Raw genomic sequence first — 20,621 nt, forward strand, 5'->3', positions numbered from 1 at the left:
GTGGTCCGGTCTGCGACCGCAATCGCCCCTCCGGGCCGGTGACGACGTACAGCCGTCGCGGCGGCTGGCCGCGCCGTTCCCCGCGCCCCGCAAAAACCCCGGGCTGCGCCCTGCCAGGGACGCGGGCGACCGGCCGCCGGCCGGTGGCCCGGTCTGCGACCGCAATTGCCCCTCCGGGCCGGTGACGACGTACAGCCGTCGTGGCGGCTGGCCGCGCCGTTCCCCGCGCCCCTGAAAAACCCCGGGCTGCGCCCTGCCAGGGACGCGGGCGACCGGCCGCCGGCCGGTGGTCCGGTCTGCGACAGCAATTGCCCCTCCGGGCCGGTGACGACGTACAGCCGTCGTCGCGGCTGGCCGCGCCGTTCCCCGCCCCCCCGGGAAAGGGGGGGTCAGAAGCCGCGGGTGCGCTTCGCCGCGCGGCGCGGGGTGGGGGGTGGGGTGCGCAGCGCCAGGCGGGCGATCTCGTTGCCGAGGTTGACGCCGATGGCCAGCGCGAGGGCCAGCGCAGCGGCCTTGGTGAGCTGGGTGAGCGCCTGGTCCGGGTGGTGCTGGGTGAGGGCGAGCAGCCCGAAGTAGGTGGCGGAGCCCGGCAGCAGCGGCCCGATCGCCGCGGTGACGTACGGCAGCACCGACACGTAGCGGTACCGCGCCATCAGCTGGCCGAAGAGGCCGACGAGTCCGGCCGCGGCGGCCGTGGCGGCGACCTGGTTGCCGCCGGCCTGCTGGTGGAGGACGCCGAAGACCGTCCAGGCGATGCCGCCGTTGACGGTGGCGAGCACCAGCACCCCGCGTTCGCACTGCAGCAGCACCGCGAACGCCAGCGTCAGCAGCATCGCGGCGAGCACCTGCACCCAGGGGTGGTCGTACGCGCGCAGCGCCTGCCCCGGGTTGAGGTCGGCGCCGAGGGTCACGCCGGCGTAGAGCACCAGGGTGACGCCGACGACGATGCCGACCACCAGGTAGATCACTTCGAGCAGGCGGGCCGACGCGGTGATGTAGAAGCCGGTCAGGCCGTCCTGGACGGCGGCGACGAGCGCGCGGCCGGGCAGCAGCGCGAACAGCCCACCGGTGATCACCGCGGAGGACTGGACACCGCTGGCGCCGGGGATCCAGTGCGCGTAGCGGTCCACCAGCACGCCCATGGTGGCCGCGGGCATCGCCGCCGCCGCGAACTGGTAGAACTCCGGCAGCCCGCGCCCGGCGAGCAGCCAGGCCAGCCGGTCGCCGAGCATCGCGGCCAAGCCGGCCGCGACGAAGATGATCGGGCTGCCGCCGACGAGCATGCTCGCCGCGCCGGCGAGCAGCCCGGAGGCGCCGGTGAGCACCCAGCTGCCGTACGGGTGCCGGTTGCGCCGGATGTCCGCCAGCCGCCGGTACGCGTCCTCCAGCGTGACCTCGTGCGCGGTGATGCCGTCCACCAGGTGGAAGACCGCGGCCAGCCGGGTGTAGTCGGTGCCGCGGCGGCGCACCGTGCGGCTCATGGTGACGGGCGGCTCGGTCAGCGCGGGCTGGTGGGAGATGCCGAGCAGGGTGAAGGTGACGGTCGGCTCGACCCGCGCCAGCCCGTACGCGAAGGCGACGCCGAACATCGCCGCCTCGACGTCCTCGGCGCCCTCGCCGCCGGCCAGCAGCAGTTCGCCGATGCGCAGCGTCAGGTCCAGGACGCGCGGCAGCGAGACGGTCGGCGCGGCGCCGCCGCCGGGCGCGGGCGCGGGCCGCTCGGTCGCGGGCAGCCGGATCATCGCCCGCATCCGGTCCTGCCACAGCGCGCCCTCGGGCGGCAGCACCACCACCGGGATGCCCTCGGGCGGCGTGAACGCGGAGTACGCGGGGCCGCCGCTCTGACCTGCGGTGGGCCGCCGCTCGGGCTCCTGCGGCGCGCCGGGCGCCGCGTCCTGCTCGCCGCTCAAGACGTCAGCGCTTCTGCGCGCGGTGCCGGCCGCCGGTGCCGCGGGGCGCCGTGAGGGGCTCGGAGCCGGCCGGCACGCCGGAGCCCGCGGCCGGGTCGCCGGGGACGGAGCGGGGGGCGCCGCCGGGCACCGCGGCGGGCCCGGCGGCCTTCGCCTTGCGGCGCGAGCGCAGGTACTCGAAGCCGATCGGCACCACGGAGATCAGCACCACGAGCACCAGCATGGCCTCGATGTTGTCGCGGACCACCGCGATCTGGCCGAGCCAGTAGCCGAGCAGGGTGACGCCGGCGCCCCACAGGGTGCCGCCGACGACGTTGAAGGTGGCGAAGGTGCGGTAGTTCATCCGGCTGACGCCGGCCACGATCGGGGTGAAGGTCCGCACGATCGGCACGAAGCACGCCATCACGATGGCCTTGGGGCCGTGGTGCTCGAAGAAGCCGTGCGCCTTCTCGATGTTCTCCATCTTGAACAGCCGGGAGTCGGGGCGCCGGAAGAGCGAGGGGCCCACCTTGCGCCCGAACAGGTAGCCGACCTGCTGGCCGAGCACGGCGGCGCACGCGATGAGCACGGCCACCAGCGCCAGCGACCGGTGCAGCGTGCCGGACGCCACCAGCAGGCCGGTGGTGAACAGCAGCGAGTCGCCGGGCAGGAAGAAGCCGATCAGCAGTCCGGACTCGGCGAACACGATCAGCAGCACGCCCCACAGGCCGTACGTGTTGATCAGATGATCGGGGTCGAGCCAGCTCGGGCCCAGCGCGATGGTCGTCACGGTCCAAAAGTATCAATCCAGTGTTGATACAAACGTTCCGCAACCTACGACTGGTGCACTACGGTCTGCGCAGCGTCACCGCGCTCTGTGGCAAGCCAGGCAAGTCTCACAGGTTTCACAAGTCACAACCTGTCTCGCAAGTCCCCCCCACGTGCCCCGTCACCGCGTCCCATTACTTGGCGGCTCCCGTTATGACTCGCGCCATCACCTTGCACGAAGTGTCCAAGTACTACCCGAAGCAGCCGTCCCCTGCCGTGGACCGGTTCTCACTCGACATCACCCCCGGAGAGTTCCTCGTGCTCCTGGGTCCGTCCGGCTGCGGAAAGTCCACGGTGCTCCGGATGATCGCCGGTCTGGAGGACATCACCACCGGCGAACTGCTGCTGGACGGCGAATACTCCAACGACCTGGCCCCCGGCGACCGCCGGATGGCGATGGTCTTCCAGAACTTCGCCCTCTACCCCAGCATGACCAGCCGGGAGAACATCGGCTTCCCGCTGCGCTTCGAGATGCCCGGCGAGGAGCACGGCCCGCGGGTCGACGAGACCGCCCGCATCCTCGGCATCGAGGAGATCCTGGACCGCTACCCCGGGCAGCTGTCCGGCGGCGAGCGGCAGCGCGTCGCGATGGGCCGCGCGATCTCCCGGCACCCCTCGGTCTTCCTGATGGACGAGCCGCTGTCCAACCTGGACGCCAAGCTCCGCGCCCATCTGCGCGCCGAGATCGCCCGGCTCACCCACGGCATGGGCGTGACGACCGTCTACGTGACGCACGACCAGGCCGAGGCGATGTCGCTCGGCGACCGGGTGGCGATCATGCGCAGCGGCGTGCTGCAGCAGGTCAGCCCGCCGCGCGACGCGTACCACCTGCCGGAGAACGTCTTCGTCGCGGCCTTCGTCGGCACCCCGAGGATCAACCTGCTGCAGGCCACCGTGATCGCTCCACTCAGCGGAGGGATGTGGATCGATTTCGGTCGCCAGCGGCTGGGACTGCCGGAGCCGCTCAACTTCGACCACCAGATGCTGCGCATCCAGCAGGGCCGGCCGATCATCGTCGGCCTGCGCTCGGAGGCGGTGCGGATCGCCCAGCCCAGCCAGGCGCACTCCGGCGAGGTGGTGATCAGCGGGATCGTGGAGCACGTGGAGTACCAGGGCCACGAGTCGCTGGTGCACCTCAACACCGGGTCGCGGCCCGCGGTGGTGCCCGAGCTGGAGGCGCCGCGGCCCAGCGGGCCCGGCGCGCGCGGCGGCAGCCGGCGGGCGGCGAGCGGGGCCGGCGGCCTGGGCAAGCTCGCGCAGAAGGCGGCGCGGCGCATCCAGGCGTCGGTGCTGGAGCGCGACGGGTCCGGTCCCTCGGGGTCCGGGCTGCCGCCCAAGCCCAGCCACGCGCCCGGGAGTTCGCCGGTTTCGGTGATCGACCGGCCGGCCGCGGCACCCGAGACGCAGACCGGCGACCTGGTGGTCCGCACCGGCCCCGACATCCGGGTCAGGCGCGGCGACCGGGTGCCGCTGCTGGTCGACCTGGCGCACCTGTACGTCTTCGACCGCGACGGCAACCGGATCTGCCCGGCGCCGGCGCAGCAGCCGCGCCTGGAGTGAGCCCCGCGCCCGGTGGCGCAACCGCGGGTGCGTACCGCCGGCGCAGCGGGAAGGCTGCCGTCATGAGCATCGAAGACTACGGCGGCGGCCAGACCCAGGACTCCGACTTCCTCGTCGTGACCACGAACGACGCCCCGGGCTTCCGGGTGGAGCGCGTGATCGGCGAGGTGTTCGGGCTGACCGTGCGCTCCCGGCACCTGGGCAGCCAGATCGGCGCGGGCCTGAAGTCGATGGTCGGCGGCGAGCTGAAGGGGCTGACCAAGACGCTGGTGGAGACCCGCAACCAGGCGATGGCGCGGCTGGTCGACCAGGCGAGGGCGCGCGGTGCGAACGGCGTGCTGATGATGCGCTTCGACGTCAGCGAGGCAGCGGACGTCGGCACCGAGGTGTGCGCCTACGGCACCGCGGTGGTGCTGGCCCGCACCGACGCCGGCTGAGGCCCGGGCGGGCATCGGGCGGGCATCGGGCGCGGCCACAGCCTGTGGATAACTCCGGGGCCGGGCCCGTCCGCGATGGCACACTTGTCCGATGCTGGGGACAACGAATCTGCCGACCTACCTCGCCGGCCTGGCGCTGATCATCCTGCTGCCAGGACCGAACTCGCTCTACGTGGTCTCGGTCGCCGCGCGGCGCGGGCCGCGGACCGCGTACCGCGCGGCCGCGGGTGTGGTGTGCGGGGACACCGTGCTCATGACGCTGTCCGCGGGCGGCGTCGCGTCGCTGCTGAAGGCCAGCCCGGTGGCCTTCGACGTGGTGAAGTTCGCCGGCGCCGGGTACCTGACCTGGCTCGCGGCCGGGATGCTGCGCGGGGCGCGGCGGATGTGGCGGGAGCGTGCGGCGCGCCGGGCCGACGTGATGGACGCGCCGGCGCCGGTGGAGCAGGCCGAGCGCCCCTACCGGCGGGCCCTGGTCGTGAGCCTGGTGAACCCGAAGGCGATCCTGTTCTTCATCGCCTTCTTCGTGCAGTTCGTCGACCCGGACTACGCCCATCCGGCGCTGTCCTTCGTGGTCCTCGGCGCCTGGGCGCAGCTCTTCTCGGTGACGTACCTGTCGATCCTGATATTCGCCGGCAGCTACCTGGCCGCGACGTTCCGGCGCAGGCGGCGGCTGGCCGCCGCGCTCTCGGCCGGCGCCGGGGCGCTCTTCCTCGGCTTCGCCGCCAAGCTCTCCCTGGCGTCCGCGGGTTCCTGACGCCGCCGTCGCCCTGCGGACCGCGGCGGGCGGACGTATCGTCGGCTGCGTCGCACGACTGCCGGATCGTCACCGTCCGAAGGGCTTCGCATGTCGCTGCACAAGGGTTCGGGCGTACCGCACGACGTCGCGGTGAACCCGTTCTACGGAGTCGCCGCGGACCCGATCGGCGGGATGCAGACCGCGCCGCCCAAGCACCGGCTCGCGCAGGGCCCGATGACGCCCCTGGCGGCGTACCAGCTGGTGCACGACGAGCTGATGCTGGACGGCAACTCGCGGCTGAACCTGGCGACCTTCGTCACCACGTGGATGGAACCGCAGGCCGCCGTCCTGATGGCGGAGTGCGCCGACAAGAACATGATCGACAAGGACGAGTACCCGCGGACGGCCGAGCTGGAGCGGCGCTGCGTGTCGATCCTCGCCGACCTGTGGAACGCCCCCGATCCGAGCGCCGTCGTCGGCTGTTCGACCACCGGCTCCTCGGAGGCGTGCATGCTCGCCGGGATGGCGCTCAAGCGGCGCTGGTCCCGGCGCACCCCGGGCTATCCCGCGACTGCCCGCCCGAACCTGGTGATGGGCGCGAACGTGCAGGTGTGCTGGGAGAAGTTCTGCGCGTTCTGGGAGGTCGAGGCCCGGCTGGCGCCGATGACCGCCGACCGGCTGCACCTGGACGCCGAGGCCGCCCTCGAACTGTGCGACGAGAACACCATCGGCGTGGTCGCGATCCTCGGCTCGACCTTCGACGGCAGCTACGAGCCGGTCGCGGAGATCTGCGCCGCGCTCGACGACTACGAGCGGCGCACCGGCGTGCACATCCCGGTCCACGTCGACGGCGCCTCGGGCGGCATGATCGCGCCGTTCCTCGACCCCGACCTGGTGTGGGACTTCCGGCTGCCGCGGGTCGCCTCGATCAACACCTCGGGCCACAAGTACGGCCTGGTGTACCCGGGCGTCGGCTGGGCGCTGTGGCGCGACAGCGACGCGCTGCCGGAGGAGCTGGTCTTCCGGGTCAACTACCTCGGCGGCGACATGCCGACCTTCGCGCTGAACTTCTCCCGCCCCGGCGCCCAGGTCGTCGCCCAGTACTACACCTTCGTCCGGCTGGGCTTCGAGGGCTACCGCGCGGTGCAGCAGTCCAGCCGGGACGTGGCGATGTCGCTGGCCGGCACCTTCGAGGGGTACGACGAGTTCCGGCTGATCACCCGCGGCGACCAGTTGCCGGTCTTCGCGGTGACGACCGCGCCGGACGTGAAGAGCTTCGACGTCTTCGACGTGTCGCGGCGGCTGCGCGAGCACGGCTGGCTGGTGCCCGCGTACACCTATCCGGCGAACCGGCAGGACCTGGCGGTGCTGCGGATCGTGTGCCGCAACGGCTTCTCCTCCGACCTGGCCGCCCTGCTGGCCGCCGATCTGGACCGGCTGCTGGCCGAGTTGCGCCGCCAGCCGCACCCGCTGAACCGCCCGGAGAGCGTGGCGACCGCGTTCCACCACTGAGCCGCAGCACGAAAGGACCAGGCCATGGCCGAGCACACCTACCGCGTCACCGAGATCGTCGGCACCTCGCAGGAGGGCGTCGACGCCGCCGTGCGCAACGGCATCCGCCGCGCGTCCAGGACCCTGCGGGGCCTGGACTGGTTCGAGATCACCCAGGTCCGCGGCCACATCGTGGACGGCGAGGTCGAGCACTACCAGGTCGGCCTGAAGGTCGGATTCCGCCTGGAGGAGACCGAGTAGCGCCGGCTTCGGCCCGCGGCGTACGCCGTACGGGGGCGTTTCCCCGTACGGCGGTCCCTCGTACGGCCCCATTCGGGTGGCGAAATCCGACAATCCGTCAAAACTTCTGTCGTTAAGGCGGATTACGCCGGAGCCGTTCCAGGGAGCCCGTCATGAGCCATGAGCAGTCACCCACCGCCCCCCACTCCCCTGGGCCGCGGTCCCCGGGCCATGACAGCGGCCGCGAGTGGGCGGCCGGCGGCACCATCTTCGCCGGCCTGATGCTGCTGATCGCCGGCGTGATGGCGATCCTCGAAGGCATCGTCGGCATCTCCAGGGACTCGGTGTACGTCACCACCCGCGGCGACTACACGTACAACTTCGACGTGCCCGCGTGGGGCTGGATCCACCTGGTCCTCGGCGTCATCGCGGTCCTGGTCGGCTACGGGGTGCTGAACGGCGCCGAGTGGGCGCGCTACGCGGGCATGCTGATCGCCGGGCTGAGCATGATCGCCAACTTCATCTTCCTGCCGTACCAGCCGGTCTGGTCGATCATCATGATCGCCATCGACGCCTTCGTCATCTGGGCGCTCGCCACCTATCACCCGCGCAGCATGCGCGCCGGAGGTGCACTGCTGTGACCATGCCGGGCATCATGACGGGTCCGCTGACCCCCACCCTGGAGCACCTGCGCCGCTGCTCCATGGCGGTCGACCTCGGCGCCGCCCGCACCCGCGTCTACCTGCGCAACGGCGGTCTCGTGGTGGACGAGCCGAGCGTCGCCGCGGTGGACGTCCGCACCGGCGCGCTGATCGCGGTCGGCGCCCGCGCGGAGATGATGGCCGGGCGCACCCCCGACCACATCCGCGTGGTCCGCCCGGTGGCCAGCGGCGCGGTCGTCGACATCGCCATGGCCCAGCGGATGCTGCGGCACGTGCTCGGCGAGAAGCTCGGCCGCCGCTGGCTGCGGATGTCCGTGGTGCGCGGCATGCCGGTGATGCGGGCCGCGGTGTGCATGCCGCACGGCAGCGAGCCGATCGCCCGGCGGGCCGCGATCGAGACGATGTACGGGCTCGGGGCCCGCCGCGTCGAGCTCGTCGACACGCTGATCGCCGCCGCGGTCGGCTGCGGGCTGCCGGTCGAGCAGCCCGAGGCCACCATGATCGTCGTCTGCGGCGCAGGCACCACCCATGTCGCGGTGCTCTCGCTCGGCTCGATCGTCGCCGCGGAGACCGTGCCGGTGGGCGGCGACGCGATCGACCGCGCGGTGGTCGAGCACCTGCGCAGCCGGCACGAGCTGATGCTGCCGAGCCAGGCGGTGCGGCCGCTGCACCAGATGCTCGGCGGCCCCGGCAACGGCGGCACCGTCACCACCGAGGTGCACGGCCGCGACGTCACCAGCGGGCTCGCCCGCACGGTCCTGGTCGAGACGGAAGGGGTGCGGCAGGCGATGCGCACGCCCCTCACCGGGGTGCTCGACGCGATCACCGGGGTGCTGCGGCGCTGCCCGCCCGATCTCGTCGCCGACCTCGGCGACCGCGGGATCATGCTGGCGGGTGGCAGCGCGCATATGCCGGGGCTCGACCCCATGCTGCGGCAGGCCACCGGGATGCCCGTGCATATCGCTCCCAATCCGGACACCGTGGCCGTCCGCGGCCTCGGCTCCATGATCGAGGGCCGCATCCGCACCTCCCCCCACGACCCCCTCGCCCCCTGACCACCCCGCCGCCCCCAGCGCGCGGCCGCTTCTCGGTGCACAAGCCAGGCGCTGGACGCCAGCCCGGTTTTTCAGGGGCGCAGGGAACGGCGCGACCAGCCACCGCGAGGGCTGCACGTCGCCACCGGCCCGAAAGGGCAATTCCCGTCGCCGACGGACCACCGGCCGGTTACTTGCGCCCCTGGCGGGGCGCAACGCCCACCGCGTCCCGGGCCCAGCCCGGGGCCTTTCAGGGGCGCGAGGAACTGCGCGACCAGCCACCGCGAGGGCCGCACGTCGCCACCGGCCCGAAAGGGCAATTCCCGTCGCCGACGGACCACCGGCCGGTTACTTGCGCCCCCGGCGGGGCGCAACGCCCAGCGCGGTCCGGGCGCAGCCCGGGGGACGGGCGCACCGCCCAGCGCGGTCCGGGCGCGGACCCCGGAGGGGTCAGAGGTGGGCGTGGGTGGCGGCGGCTTCGCCGTCAGCGTGACCCTCGGGGTCACGCCCGCCGCGCAGGCGGGTCGAGGTGGTGGACGGGAAGAGCCGGGCACGGGCATCCCGCACCGCGGCGTCACGGGACGCGAGCACCGGCAGCAACCCGTACGCCGCCACCTCCTCCCGCACGGCGGCGGAGAGCCGCTCACGGATCCGCACCGCGTACGCCGTGAGGAACGACTCGCGGAAGTCCCGCGACCGGGACTTCCCCCGGTGCAGCGCCCGGTCCGCCTGGACCAGCAGCGAGGTGTAGAGGAGTTCGACCGCGTCGAGGTCCCCCTCGTGCCCCACCACCGTGGAGAAGCCGAACTCCCGCGCCCACACCGCCTCGCAGCGGTTCGCCTTGGCCACCGCGTCGAGCAGCAGCGCCTTCGCTCCGTCGTAGGGCCGGTCGACGCCGATCCGGCGGGCGCCGGGCCCGCCGCCGGATACCCCGTCCAGCAGCGCCTGGTCGACGCTGTACCGCGCCATCAGGTGCTGTGCCTTCTCGGTGAGCGCCTCGGCCTCCTGCGGGAAGCCGGTCGACTCGGCCTTGGCGAGCAGCGCCCGGATACGGCCGAGCATCTTGGGCTCGCCGTGCGCGGGCCCGGCGCCGCCGCCGGCGGGCAGCGCCGCGATCCGCGGGAGGCACCCGTACAGCCGCATCAGGTCGACGAACTCCGCCGCGGCCGAGAAGCGGTCGAGCCGCTCGTCGCGGGCGAACCCCGCCAGGTCCCCGGCGTCCCCGGCGCCCCCGGCGCCCTCCGCGCCCTCGGCGAGCAGCCCGGCGAGCCGCGCGGGCCGCGCGCCCAGTTCGCGTACCGCCATGCGGACGAGATCCGCGGGCGTCCAGCCGCGCGCGGCGCACTCGCGCCGCACCCGCTGCCAGGCGCCGGCGGCCCAGGGACCGTACTCCCCGCCCGCCGCGGCCAGCACGGACGCGGCCGCGTCGACCTCGGGCTGGCCGGCCCCGAAGCCGCCCGGCGCCGCCATCGCCCGGGAGAGCGCCGCGTCGAAGGCGGCCTGCGCCGTCATCGCGCCGCCCCGCCGGGGCCGACCGCCTCGTCGGTGGTCGCGCCGAGCAGGCTGCGCAGCAGCGCCTCGTCGTCGGGGCCCAGCTCGGAGACGAAGCGGGCCAGGACGCGGCCGCGGTCGTCCGCGTCGGACTTGTCCAGCTCGCTGCGCATCCTGCGGGCGGCGAGGCCGGGTGAGTCCTGCACCGGGAGGTAGGCGTAGCCGCGGCCGGAGCGGGTGCGGCTGACCGAGCCCTTCTCGTGCAGCCGGGCCAGGATGGTGGTGACGGTGGTGCGCGCCAGCGTGGAGCCGAGCGCGGCGTCGAGGTCACGCTGCACGTCGGCGGGGGTGAGCGCCCGGCCGGCCGCGGCCCACAGCGCGGCCAGCACGCCCGCTTCGAGTTCACCCGAAGGGCGGCGGCTGGCGTTGGCGTCCGACATTTCTTCGATCGCCCCTTCCCGCTCGTTCGTCTACAGTGCGGTAGACGACTACATGACTGTAGTCGACAAGGGTGCCCTGCCGCGCCCCCGGACCCATTATGGGAGGGCCCCACCGCCATGCCCCTGCCCGTGCTCGACCAGGCCGTGAACGTGCTGGACGCCACCTCGCTGCTCTCGTCCTTCGGGGCGCTGGGCATCGCCGTGGTGCTGTTCGCGGAGACCGGCCTGCTCATCGGCTTCTTCCTGCCCGGCGACTCGCTGCTGTTCACCGCCGGACTGCTCTGCGCGCCCGGCGCCTCCGATGTGGTGCATCTCTCGCTGTGGCAGGTGCTGCTCGCCGCGCTCGCCGGGGCGCTGCTCGGCGCCCAGACCGGCTACGCGATCGGCCGCCGCGGCGGCCCCGCGCTGCTGGCCAGGACCCGCAACCGCAGGCTCCACGAGGGTGCGGCCCGGGCCGCGGAGCTGCTCGACCGCTACGGGCACGCCAAGGCGGTCGTCCTGGCCCGCTTCGTCCCGGTGGTGCGCACGGTGCTGAACCCGCTGGCCGGGGCGCTCGGCGTGCCGGCCCGCACCTTCACGCTCTGGCAGGTCGCGGGCGGCGCGGTGTGGTCGGCCGGACTGGTGCTCGGCGGGTACGCGCTCGGCTCGTCGATCCCGCACGTGGACACCTACCTGCTGCCGATCGTCGCGGTGATCGTGATCCTCTCGCTGCTGCCGTTCGCGCTGGAGCTGCGCCGCGGCCGGGCGGCGCGGACCGCCGCCGGCCCGGCCGCCGCAGGCCCGGCCACCGTAGGCCCGGCCACCGCAGCGCCCGCCGCGGACGCGGACCAGGACGCGGCGACCGGCGGCGCGCCACCACTCAGGTGAATGGGGCGCAGCGGGGCGCCCGGATGGAAGGGTCTCGGATAGTCACATTTCCGGACTTCCATACCGATTGGAGTGACATGCGCATCCGCACCGTCCTCGCCGCCTGCGGGCTGGCCGCCGCGGTCGCCGCCGGCACCGCAGGTACCGCCTGCGCGGCCGACGGCCCGACCACCGTCAACGGCAACGGCTCCGTCCAGGCGTACGGCAACACGTACACCGGCGGTGTCCAGAGCCCGCAGATCGGCCTGATCCAGGGCTCGCTGAACAAGCCGTGCGTGGCGCTCGCCGGCAAGGTCAACGTCGGCTCACTGATCGGCCTGATCCCGATCACCGTGCAGGACGTCAACGCCCTCAGTTCGCCGCAGAACCAGCAGTGCACGGAGAACTCCAGCCAGATCCAGGGCGACGGACCGCTGTCCCACATCCTGTCCGGCCGCTGAACCGGCCGACGCGCCCGACCCCCCTTCGCACCGCCACCGCCGCGCACGCACCCGGCGGTGGCGGTGTCTGCGTCAAGGGCCGTCCGATCGAAGGACGGTCGGCCGGTCGGCCGAGGGGCGGATGGTCGAAGGGGCGGTCGGTCGAGGCCGGGTCAGAGGGCGCCCTCCCCGGGGGAACCGGTTGCCCGCGCGCCGCGTCGAAGCCGTGCCGACTCACGGACGGCCCCCGAGGGCAGGGGCGAACCGGCGGGCCGCCGCGCGCGAAGGCGGCGGACCGCTGCGCTCCGCCGCCTTCGCGCCCCCGTTGTGCGCCCCGCCGATCCATGGCAGGACAACCAGCATCGGGGGTCGCGGCAGGGGCCGGCCAGTAGTTTGCAGCACAGCGAAAACGCCCGGTCACAGCCGTGAGGGACTGGTCAGCTTGCCGTTAAGGATCCACTTCACCAGTGACGACCTCGCCCGGGTCACGGTGGCTCCCTACGCCGACATGCTGTGGGAGCTGGCGCTCAGCCTCACCGTGTTGCAGACCCCGCAGGCGCCGGCGGTCTTCCGGCCGTGGCGCACCACCGCCTCGGGCGCGCTGGCCGCTCCCCCCGTACGCGCCGCGACCCGGCTGCTCACCACCCTCGTGGCGGCGCAGGGCCCCTTCCCCGACTTCCTCACCCCGCAGCGCGGCCCGGTGCGCTCCGGCGGCTTCGCCGCCGCCGTCGACCAGGTCCGCGCCACGCCGCGGGCCGCGCTGCGCACCGACCTGCCGGCGGTGTTCCAGCACCGCAGGCCGCCCACCTGGGTACGGGAGCTGGCCGCCGGCGAGCCGAGGCGGCTGGCCGCGGTCGCGGACGCGGCGCGGGCGTACGGCGAGGCCGTCGTGCTGCCGCACCAGCGCGCCATCGACGCGGCCGTGCAGGCCGACCGGAGCCTGCGCGCCCGCGACCTGCTGGACGGCGGGGTGCACCGGCTGCTGGGCGGGCTGCCGGCGCCGCTGCGCTGGAAGCCGCCGGTGCTGGAGACGGCCTACCCGACCGACCGCGACCTGCACCTGGCGGGGCGCGGCCTGACGCTGGTGCCGTCGTACTTCTGCTGGGGCGCGCCCGTGACGCTGATCGACCCGGACCTGCCGCCGGTCCTGGTCTACCCGGCCGCCCCGGAGTGCGCGGACCAGGGCCCGGCCCGCGGACGGCTGGCCGAACTCCTCGGCCAGACCCGCGCGGAGGCGCTGCTCGCGCTGCGCGTCCCCCAGTCGACCAGCGAACTCGCCGGCCGGATCGGCACCTCCGTGGCGTCCGCCAGCCGGCACACCGGCGTGCTCCGCGAGTGCGGCCTGATCCGCAGCACCCGCCAGGCCAACACGGTCGTGCACGTCGTCACCCGGCTCGGCCAGCGCCTGCTGGACGGTGAGACCTGCGGCGGCCCGCACGGCGGGGCCGGCTCCCCTGCGGCGGCGGGCGCGCGCGTCACCGGGCGTAGCGGGCCTTGAGGTCGCTCCAGCGCGCAGCCTCGGCCGAGGTCAGCGCGCCGCGCAGCTCCGCGAGCTTGAGGAGGGCGGCCTCGGCGCCGCCCGCGAGGGTCTGCGCCTCGGCGCGGTAGTGGTCGCTGACGACGGCGTCCAGCTCCGCGTCGTCCATCGCGGCCAGCACGCGTCCGGCGATCTTCGTCATGGCGCGGTAGGAGCCCTGGAGCAGGAACGGCGGTTCGGTGCGCGCCGCGTGGCTCTGCGCGGCGGACGCGGTGTACGCGGCGTTGACCGCGAGCAGCGTCGTCCTGGCGCGCAGAAGGTGGCGCAACACGGCGAGGATCTCGCCGAGTTCGTCCTCGGCGTACGGGTGCGCCAGGTCCTGCGCGCGGGCGGCGGGGTCGGACTGGGCGAGCCTGAGCAGGAGTTCGAGGTCGGCGCGGTCGCGGCCGGCCAGCGGCGCCAGCACCGGGTTGGCGGTGAGCGCGTTCTCCAGGTAGCTGAGCGCGAAGAGGTCCTCGCGGCCGCCGAGCACCTCGGCGAGGCTCCAGACGTCCGCCCGGTCGGCGAGCATGTCCGGCACCCGGAAGAGGGCGCCCGACTCGGTGTACGGATTGCCCGCCATGCACACCGCGAACCGCTTCCCGCGCAGGTCGTACGGCCCCTCGGGGCCCTCGATCCGGCGCTGGGCGTCGCACAGCGGGATGAACTTCTGGAGCAGTTCCGGCGAAGTGTGCTGGATGTCGTCGACGTACAGCAGGGTGTTGGCGCCGAGCCGCAGCGCCAGGTCGATCTTCTCCAGCTCCCGGCGGGCTCCTGCGTCCGGGGCGGCGGCCGGGTCCAGGGAGGTGGTGGCCGCGCCCAGCGCCGGCCCGGAGACGCGGACCAGGGCCAGGCCGAGCCGGGCGGCGACGTACTCGACCAGCGAGGTCTTGCCGTAGCCGGGCGGCGACATGAGCATCAGCAGGCCGCCTTCGGGGCCGAACTGCTTGGCGAGGCTGTCGCCGACCAGCGGCAGGTACACCTCGTCCAGCAGCCGGTTGCGGACGAAGCCGGGCAGCGGGTGCGGCCGGTGGTCGTCCAGGGCGAGCCGCCGCCCCTCGGCGGCGAGGAGTTCGCCGCGGCGCCGCCGGTAGGCGCGGTACGCGGGCGCCTCCTCGGCGCGGAACCTCCGCACCCGCGCGGGCAGTTCGTCCACCCGTACGTCGAGGCCGCGGTCGGCGCCGATGCGCGGGTGCGTCCCCAGCAGCCCGGTGACGCGCACCGCGGTCGGCGCGTCCACCGGGTAGCGCGGCAGCCGCGCGCCCACCGCGAGCCCCACCGCGGCCTCCAGCAGGTGCCCGCCGCCGTCCTGCCCGCCGCCGTCCCCCTCGGCGGCGGCGAACGCTCCCAGCCAGGCCAGCGCCAGCTCGCGGCGGGCCGCCGGGTCGTCCTCCAGCGACTCCAGGTCGGCGGCGAACTCCTTGTACGCCGCGCCGTCCGGGCCGCCGAGCGCGGCGGTGAACCGGCCGCGCAGCGCCCGCGCCCCGGCGGCTTCGGCGAACCCCGGTCTCTCGTCGGCGAGTTCGGCGACCAGGTAGGCGCCGAGCAGCGCCGCGGTGGTGGCGTCCGGCGCCGCGGCGGAGGCATCGGCGAGCAGCCCGGCGGTGAACCCGACTGCCGCCGCGCCCAGTTCGGCGGCGAGCGCGTCCACCGCGGCGGCGGGCGACGGCCGTTGCGACGCCGAGGCGGAGTCGGGGGCGGGGGCAGAGGCGGGGGCGAAGGCCGAAGCGGCCCGGGTCAGGGAGCGGGCGCGGGTGGTCCAGGCGGTGCGGGCGGCCGCGTCGGGCCCGTGCGCCCAGAAGAGCTGGGCCGCGGTGCGCACCCCGGCCGGGTGGCGGAGCAGCCCCGCGCCCGCGCCGAGCCGCCGCAGCGCGTCGAGGATCAGCGCCGCGTCGTGGTCGTGCACCCCGCGCTCGTACCCCTCGTCCGGCCGCGCCGCCACAGCCGCCGCGACCACGGCGGCCGGCTCCGGGAGCGGCCCGGCGGCCGGGGTGTCCGCGTCGTCGAAGAGCGTGGCGGCGAGGTACTCCGCCCGGTACAGCGCCGGGGACTCCGACGGCAGCGGGCGGTCGAGGAAGCGGGCGGGCAGCGCGGGGTCGTGCACCGGGCGCAGGTAGTCCGTGCCGGGGACGGTGAAGGCCAGGCCGCCGCCGTGCGGGACCAGCGCGAGCGAGAAGGGGTGCGGGTCGACCGGGAAGCGGTGCCGGCCCAGCCGCAGCGTCGCGCCGCCGTCCTCGTACAGGTCGAGCCGGTCGCGCAGCGCGCGGGCGGTGTCCTGGCGGGCGGCGGCGAGCGCCGCGTCCAGCTCGGCGGCCAGGCCCGGTTCGCCGAGGTCCCGCAACCGCGCCGCGATCCTGCGGTGTTCGCGCGCCATCGGGTCGGCGGCGAAGCAGGCGTGCACCTCCTGCGCGGACGCCAGGCCCGCGGCGCGGCGGCGCACCGCGGCCCGTGCCCGCCGCGCCGAGGCGGTGAGGCCGCGGACGCGGGCGGCGCGCTCGTCGGCCAGCTGCTGCCTGCGGGCGGTGAGGGCCTGCTCGATCGCGGCCCTGCGCGCGTCCAGTGCGGCCGCCCGCTCGGGTACGTCGGCGAACCGCGCGGCGAGGTGCTCCACCCGGGCGAGCAGGCTCCCGAGCCGGTCGTCGCACGCCTCGGGGGTGCCCGCGGCGGCCAGCGCCGCGGCGGTCTCCTGGGCCAGCAGGGCGCCCTCCGCGGCGAACTCGACCGCGGACTCGGCCGCGGCCAGCTCGGTGCGGCGCGCTTCGAGCCGGGCCCGCGCCCGGTTGACCTCGCCGAGCACCGCGGCGGCCGACTCCAGGACGCGGGTGCGCACGGTGGCGTCGCCGCCGTCCAGGCCGGTCGCCGTGGCGGTGACGGTGGTCAGCGCGGCGGCCTGCTCGTCGAGCGCCGCGGCCAGCGGCGCCGCTTCCGCGGCCGCGCCGATCTCCGGTGCGGCGGCGTCGAGTTCGGCGACCCGGGCGCGGGGCGCGTCGAAGGCGTGCGGGTCGGCGAAGCACTCGGCGGCGCGGGCCGCGGCGTGCGCCGACTCCCGCGCGAGGTCGGCGTCGGCGGCGTCCAGCCGAGCCCGGTCGGCGTACCGCATGTCCCGCAGCGCCGCCAACCCGGCCTGTGCGTCGGCGAGTTCGGTGAGCCTGCGGACCCATTCGGCAGCGGTGGCGGCGGACTCGCCGCGGATCAGCCGGCGCAGTGCGGCGATCCGCGCCTCGGCCTGCGCGGCGGCCCGCGCGGCCTGGGCGGTGAGGTCGCGCACCCGCGCGTGCTCGGCCAGCGCGCGGCGCGCGGTGTCGCGGATCTCGCCGACGGGCGCGGCGAGGCCGGCCGCCGCGGGGTCGCCCCCGGGCGCGGGGGCGGCCAGCCAGGGGTGGCGGTCCAGGACCCGGTCGGCCGCGGCGGCGAGCGCCTCGTACCGCGCCGCGTACCGGGCGGGGGCGGGCGCCGGTCCGTGGGCGGCGCGGGCCAGCGCGAGGGTGTCGGACACCGCGCGGACCAGGTCGGGGTTGCCGATCCGCTGCAGCGGGCCGTCGCCCGCGGGCGGCGCCCAGGTGTCGGCGGCGAACGGCGTCCGCCACCGCTGCACGGTGTGCACGCGGCCCGGCTCGCCGCCGTCTGCGGGCCGCAGGGTGAGCAGCGTGCCGTCCTCGTACAGCGCGCAGCCCTGGACGTGCAGCGGCGCGGCGGCCTCCTGCCGGACGAGCCGGTACGGCAGCAGCAGGCGGCGGCCGTCGTCCGCGGCGTGGAAGACGTACAGCACGTCGGCGCCGCCCGGCGCGCGCACCAGGCGCTCGAACTCCAGCTGTCCGGGGGCGGCTTGCGGCCCGAGGTCGAAGGTGCGGGTGCCGCCGGCGGCGAGCGCCACACCGCCGGGGAAGACCACCCCCTGGCCCTCGGGCAGCGGCAGGTACGAGCGGGCCGGCACGTCGGTGCGCTCGATCCGCGCGGTGCGGGTGTTGACGGTGAAGTACCGGTCGGCGTCCTCCCGGTAGGGCCGTACGCGCAGCAGCACGAGCGGCCCGACCGTGGCGTAGCCGGCGTCCGCGTCGGCGAGCGACTGCAACGCGTCGTCGACCGGCTCCTCGTGGACGGTGTCGCCGGTGCGGACGCGCAGCCGGCCGCCGGTGGTGTCCACGGTGAGGACGCCGCCGTCGGCCGCCGTGACGGCCAGGTGCGGCCGCCGGCCGGGCACCTGGTGCGCGCGGCCGAGCGGCATCCAGTTCAGCGCGGGCGCGCCCACCGGGTCCGGCGGGCTCTCGCGGCCCGCGCCCTCGTAGCCGCAGCGGCCGTCCTGGGCGGTCCGCCAGGACAGCACCCGGACGTCGCCGGGCTCGGCGCCGGTGCGGAAGACGGCCTGCAGCAGGCCCTCCCGGGTGCGCAGCCGCAGCACCCGGGTCTGCCGGTAGTAGCGGTACAGCTCGCGGAAGTCGTGCAGGAAGGCGGGGTCGTCGAGCAGCCCGTCCGGCGCCGCGACCGGCTCCATCGCGGCCGCCCCGGCGTCCTGCCCGGCCGGCCGCAGCACCTGGAAGACGTCGCCGACGTCCCGGACCTCCGCCGGGTTCGCCGCGAACAGCAGGTACGGGCCGACGGCCGCGATGTCCGCGGGCGTCGCGGGCCGCTGCGTGCGCACCCGCAGCGCGCCGGTGAGCAGCGTCTCCCCGGCCCCGAACACCGCGACGCGCGCGGCGTCCAGGGCCTGCGCCCGCTCGCCGAGGACCGCCGCGGCGGCGGCGAGCCGGGTGCTGAGCACGGCGTGGGCGTCGGGCGCCGCCCCCTCGGCCGGGGCCGCCTCGGCCGGGGCGGGCTCCCGTGTGGTCGGTGCGGCGGTCACTTCTTCACGAGTCCGTTCGCCGCGACGGGCGGCACGGCGGCCTGTACGGCGGGCTGCTGTCCGGACGGCGCCTGCGCCTGCGCCTGCGGTTCCTGGACGGCGCCCCGGACCGTGCCCTGGACCGCGTCGAAGCCCGCGCCCTGCGCGGAGGCGAGGCGGCCGAGCAGCCCGGTCAGCCCCGCGGGGCCGCCGTTGGCGCCGAGGGCGGTGAGGATGCGCGTCGCGTCGTCGGTGAAGCGTCCCGAGCCGTCGAGCCAGCCCGCGCCGAGCGCCTGCGCGGTGGCGGAGGTGTCGACGAAGGCGTCGACGGTGCGGGCCGCGGAGACCGCGGACAGCAGCCGGTCGAAGAAGACGTCCTCGCCGCCGACGATGCTGATGTCGGCCTTCTCCAGGCCGGCGGCGAGCACGGTCGCCTGCGCCTCGGCGATCTGCCGCTGCGCGTCGAGTCCGGCCAGCCGGACGTCCTTCTCCGCGGCCAGCCGCAGACGGTACTCCTCGTGGCCGCGCGACGCCTCGTCGAGCGCGGCCATCGCCGCGGCCTTCTCGGTCAGCCCGGCCGCCTCGGCCTTGAGCTTCTCGCCGATCATCGCCGCCTCCGCGGTGGCCTGCGCCGCGGTGCCCTCGGCGGTGGCCAGGGCGAGCAGCCGGGCGCCCTCGGCCTCGGCGCGCAGCCGCGCCGCGGTGGCCTCCGCCTCGGCCGCGCCGACCTTGCCGATCGCGGCGGCGCTGCGCTCGTGCACCTCGACCTCGGCGAGCCCGGCCGCGGCGGCCTCGGCGCGCTGCCCCTCGGCGAGCCTGATCTTCGCCTCGGCGTCCATCTCGGCGGTGCGCCTGCGGGCCTCGGCCAGGGTGAGCGCCTCGCGGGCCTTGTGCTGGGCCGCGGCCTCCGCGGCCTCGGCGGCCTTGATGTCCTTGACCAGCCGCTCCTGGGCCTGCGCCTCGGCGGTGATGACGAGCGCCTGGCGCTCCCGCTCGGCCTCCTGGACGAGCCGCAACTGCTTGATGGACTCCTCCTGTTCGGCGACCGTGCGGTCGACGGCGATCCGCTCCCGTACGACGTCGGCGACCTCGCGGCGCTCGCCCTCGACCTCCTTCTCCTTGCCGATGCGGGCGAGTTCGGTCTCGCGTTCGCGGGCGATGACCTCCAGCACGCGGTCCTTCTCGATGCGCTCGCTCTCCACCGCGATGACGCGCTCGCGGTTCTTCTGGGCGACGGCCACCTCGCGGGCCTGGTTCTCGCGCTGCACGCCGAGTTGCTCCTCGGTGCGGATGAACGCCCCCTGGGAGCTGAGCCGTTCCTCCTCCTGGACCTTCGCGGTGGCCGCCTCCTCGCGGGCCCGGAGCGTCTCGACCTCGCGGCGCTGCTTGATCTCGGCCTCGGCCTGGCGGCGTTCGAGCTCCAGGATGGTCTCCCGGGCCTCGACGTTCTGCCGGGTGATCTCCTTCTGCTCGGTGCGCTGCGACTCGTTGGTCCGCACGTGCTCGACGACGGTCAGCTCGGTGATCTTCCTGATGCCCTGCGCGTCGAGGATGTTGGCCGGGTCGAGCTGGGTGAGCGGGGTCTGCTCCAGGTAGTCGATCGCGCAGTCCTCCAGGTGGTAGCCGTTCAGGTCGGTGCCGATGACCTGGATGATGCGGTCCCGGAAGCTCTCGCGATGGGTGTAGAGGTCGACGAAGTCCAGCTGCTTGCCGACGGTCTTGAGCGCCTCGGAGAACTTCGCGCTGAACAGCGCCTGCAGCGTCTCCTGGTGGCTGGCCCGCTCGGTGCCGATGGCCTGGGCGACCTTCACCACGTCCTCGGCTGTCTTGTTGACCCGGACGAAGAAGGTCAGGTGGATGTCGGCGCGGATGTTGTCCTGGCAGATGAGGCCCTCGCGGCCGGTCCGCTGGATCTCGATGGTCTTCACGGAGATGTCCATCAACTCCGCGTTGTGCAGCACCGGCAGGACGACCGCGCCGGTGAACGTGACGTCCACCTGCCGGGTCCTGGAGATGATCAGCGCGTGGCCCTGCTCGACCTTGCGGAACAGCCGGCCGACGGTGAGCAGCACGCCGAGTGCGATGAGCGCGAGGACGGCGAACAGCACGCCGATCCCGATGGCGGTGGCATCCATGACGGATCAACCTCGATGCGGAAGTGGAGGTGCGGTGCGGAAGAGGTGCGGTGCGGG

General features: G+C 74.9%; 16 protein-coding genes. 10 read left to right on the forward strand and 6 right to left on the reverse strand.

The window, feature by feature from the left end:
* Nucleotides 1-389: 389 nt before the first annotated feature.
* Nucleotides 390-1,910: a threonine/serine exporter family protein gene (locus V2S66_RS24930; protein WP_330798602.1), complete on the reverse strand. Its 1,521-nt coding sequence runs from the start codon at nucleotides 1,908-1,910 to the stop codon at nucleotides 390-392.
* 4 nt (nucleotides 1,911-1,914) lie between these two features.
* Entirely contained in the window at nucleotides 1,915-2,679 is a 765-nt protein-coding gene (locus V2S66_RS24935) for a DedA family protein (RefSeq protein ID WP_330798603.1), read from the reverse strand.
* 191 nt (nucleotides 2,680-2,870) lie between these two features.
* On the opposite strand from V2S66_RS24935, the gene V2S66_RS24940 reads away from it, so the two are divergent.
* The 7 genes from V2S66_RS24940 to V2S66_RS24970 all read left to right on the forward strand — a co-directional run bounded on the left by V2S66_RS24940 (nucleotide 2,871) and on the right by V2S66_RS24970 (nucleotide 8,898).
* Nucleotides 2,871-4,277, forward strand: coding sequence for an ABC transporter ATP-binding protein (locus V2S66_RS24940; protein ID WP_330798604.1), 1,407 nt, complete (start codon nucleotides 2,871-2,873; stop codon nucleotides 4,275-4,277).
* 62 nt (nucleotides 4,278-4,339) lie between these two features.
* The gene (locus V2S66_RS24945) at nucleotides 4,340-4,714 is read left to right on the forward strand and encodes a YbjQ family protein (protein WP_330798606.1); all 375 of its coding nucleotides are present in this window, start codon (nucleotides 4,340-4,342) and stop codon (nucleotides 4,712-4,714) included.
* A 91-nt stretch (nucleotides 4,715-4,805) separates the two neighbouring features.
* On the forward strand, nucleotides 4,806-5,468 hold the full coding sequence (gene leuE, locus V2S66_RS24950; protein ID WP_330798608.1) for a leucine efflux protein LeuE: 663 nt from the start codon (nucleotides 4,806-4,808) through the stop codon (nucleotides 5,466-5,468).
* 90 nt (nucleotides 5,469-5,558) lie between these two features.
* Entirely contained in the window at nucleotides 5,559-6,962 is a 1,404-nt protein-coding gene (locus V2S66_RS24955; RefSeq protein ID WP_330798610.1) for a glutamate decarboxylase, read from the forward strand.
* Between the two features lie 24 nt (nucleotides 6,963-6,986).
* Nucleotides 6,987-7,202 carry a dodecin gene (locus V2S66_RS24960; protein ID WP_330798611.1) on the forward strand — a complete coding sequence of 72 codons (216 nt, stop codon included), beginning with the start codon at nucleotides 6,987-6,989 and terminating at the stop codon, nucleotides 7,200-7,202.
* Between the two features lie 152 nt (nucleotides 7,203-7,354).
* Nucleotides 7,355-7,822, forward strand: coding sequence for a DUF7144 family membrane protein (locus V2S66_RS24965; protein WP_330798614.1), 468 nt, complete (start codon nucleotides 7,355-7,357; stop codon nucleotides 7,820-7,822).
* Nucleotides 7,823-7,848: 26 nt separating this feature from the next.
* Nucleotides 7,849-8,898: a rod shape-determining protein gene (locus V2S66_RS24970; RefSeq protein ID WP_330798715.1), complete on the forward strand. Its 1,050-nt coding sequence runs from the start codon at nucleotides 7,849-7,851 to the stop codon at nucleotides 8,896-8,898.
* Nucleotides 8,899-9,327: 429 nt separating this feature from the next.
* Here V2S66_RS24970 and V2S66_RS24975 read toward each other — a convergent pair whose 3' ends face one another.
* On the reverse strand, nucleotides 9,328-10,389 hold the full coding sequence (locus V2S66_RS24975; protein ID WP_330798616.1) for a DUF2786 domain-containing protein: 1,062 nt from the start codon (nucleotides 10,387-10,389) through the stop codon (nucleotides 9,328-9,330).
* Nucleotides 10,386-10,808 carry a BlaI/MecI/CopY family transcriptional regulator gene (locus tag V2S66_RS24980; protein WP_330798619.1) on the reverse strand — a complete coding sequence of 141 codons (423 nt, stop codon included), beginning with the start codon at nucleotides 10,806-10,808 and terminating at the stop codon, nucleotides 10,386-10,388. The genes V2S66_RS24975 and V2S66_RS24980 overlap by 4 nt, the downstream gene beginning before the upstream one ends.
* A 117-nt stretch (nucleotides 10,809-10,925) precedes the next feature.
* On the opposite strand from V2S66_RS24980, the gene V2S66_RS24985 reads away from it, so the two are divergent.
* The 3 genes from V2S66_RS24985 to V2S66_RS24995 all read left to right on the forward strand — a co-directional run bounded on the left by V2S66_RS24985 (nucleotide 10,926) and on the right by V2S66_RS24995 (nucleotide 13,592).
* Nucleotides 10,926-11,675, forward strand: a complete 750-nt coding sequence (locus V2S66_RS24985) for a DedA family protein (protein ID WP_330798621.1) — start codon at nucleotides 10,926-10,928, stop codon at nucleotides 11,673-11,675.
* Between the two features lie 77 nt (nucleotides 11,676-11,752).
* A complete protein-coding gene (locus tag V2S66_RS24990) occupies nucleotides 11,753-12,115 on the forward strand; it encodes a rodlin (protein ID WP_330798622.1) in 363 nt (120 codons plus the stop codon).
* A gap of 421 nt (nucleotides 12,116-12,536) precedes the next feature.
* Complete coding sequence (locus tag V2S66_RS24995) at nucleotides 12,537-13,592, forward strand: winged helix-turn-helix domain-containing protein (RefSeq protein ID WP_330798624.1); 1,056 nt, start codon at nucleotides 12,537-12,539, stop codon at nucleotides 13,590-13,592.
* Here the strand turns inward: V2S66_RS24995 and V2S66_RS25000 are convergent.
* Nucleotides 13,570-18,450, reverse strand: a complete 4,881-nt coding sequence (locus tag V2S66_RS25000; protein ID WP_330798625.1) for a DNA repair ATPase — start codon at nucleotides 18,448-18,450, stop codon at nucleotides 13,570-13,572. The genes V2S66_RS24995 and V2S66_RS25000 overlap by 23 nt on opposite strands.
* Nucleotides 18,447-20,564: a flotillin family protein gene (locus V2S66_RS25005; protein ID WP_330798627.1), complete on the reverse strand. Its 2,118-nt coding sequence runs from the start codon at nucleotides 20,562-20,564 to the stop codon at nucleotides 18,447-18,449. Before V2S66_RS25005 ends, V2S66_RS25000 begins: the two co-directional genes overlap by 4 nt.
* Between the last annotated feature and the right edge of the window lie 57 nt (nucleotides 20,565-20,621).

Source organism: Actinacidiphila polyblastidii, from assembly GCF_036353415.1.
GTDB lineage: Bacteria > Actinomycetota > Actinomycetes > Streptomycetales > Streptomycetaceae > Actinacidiphila > Actinacidiphila polyblastidii.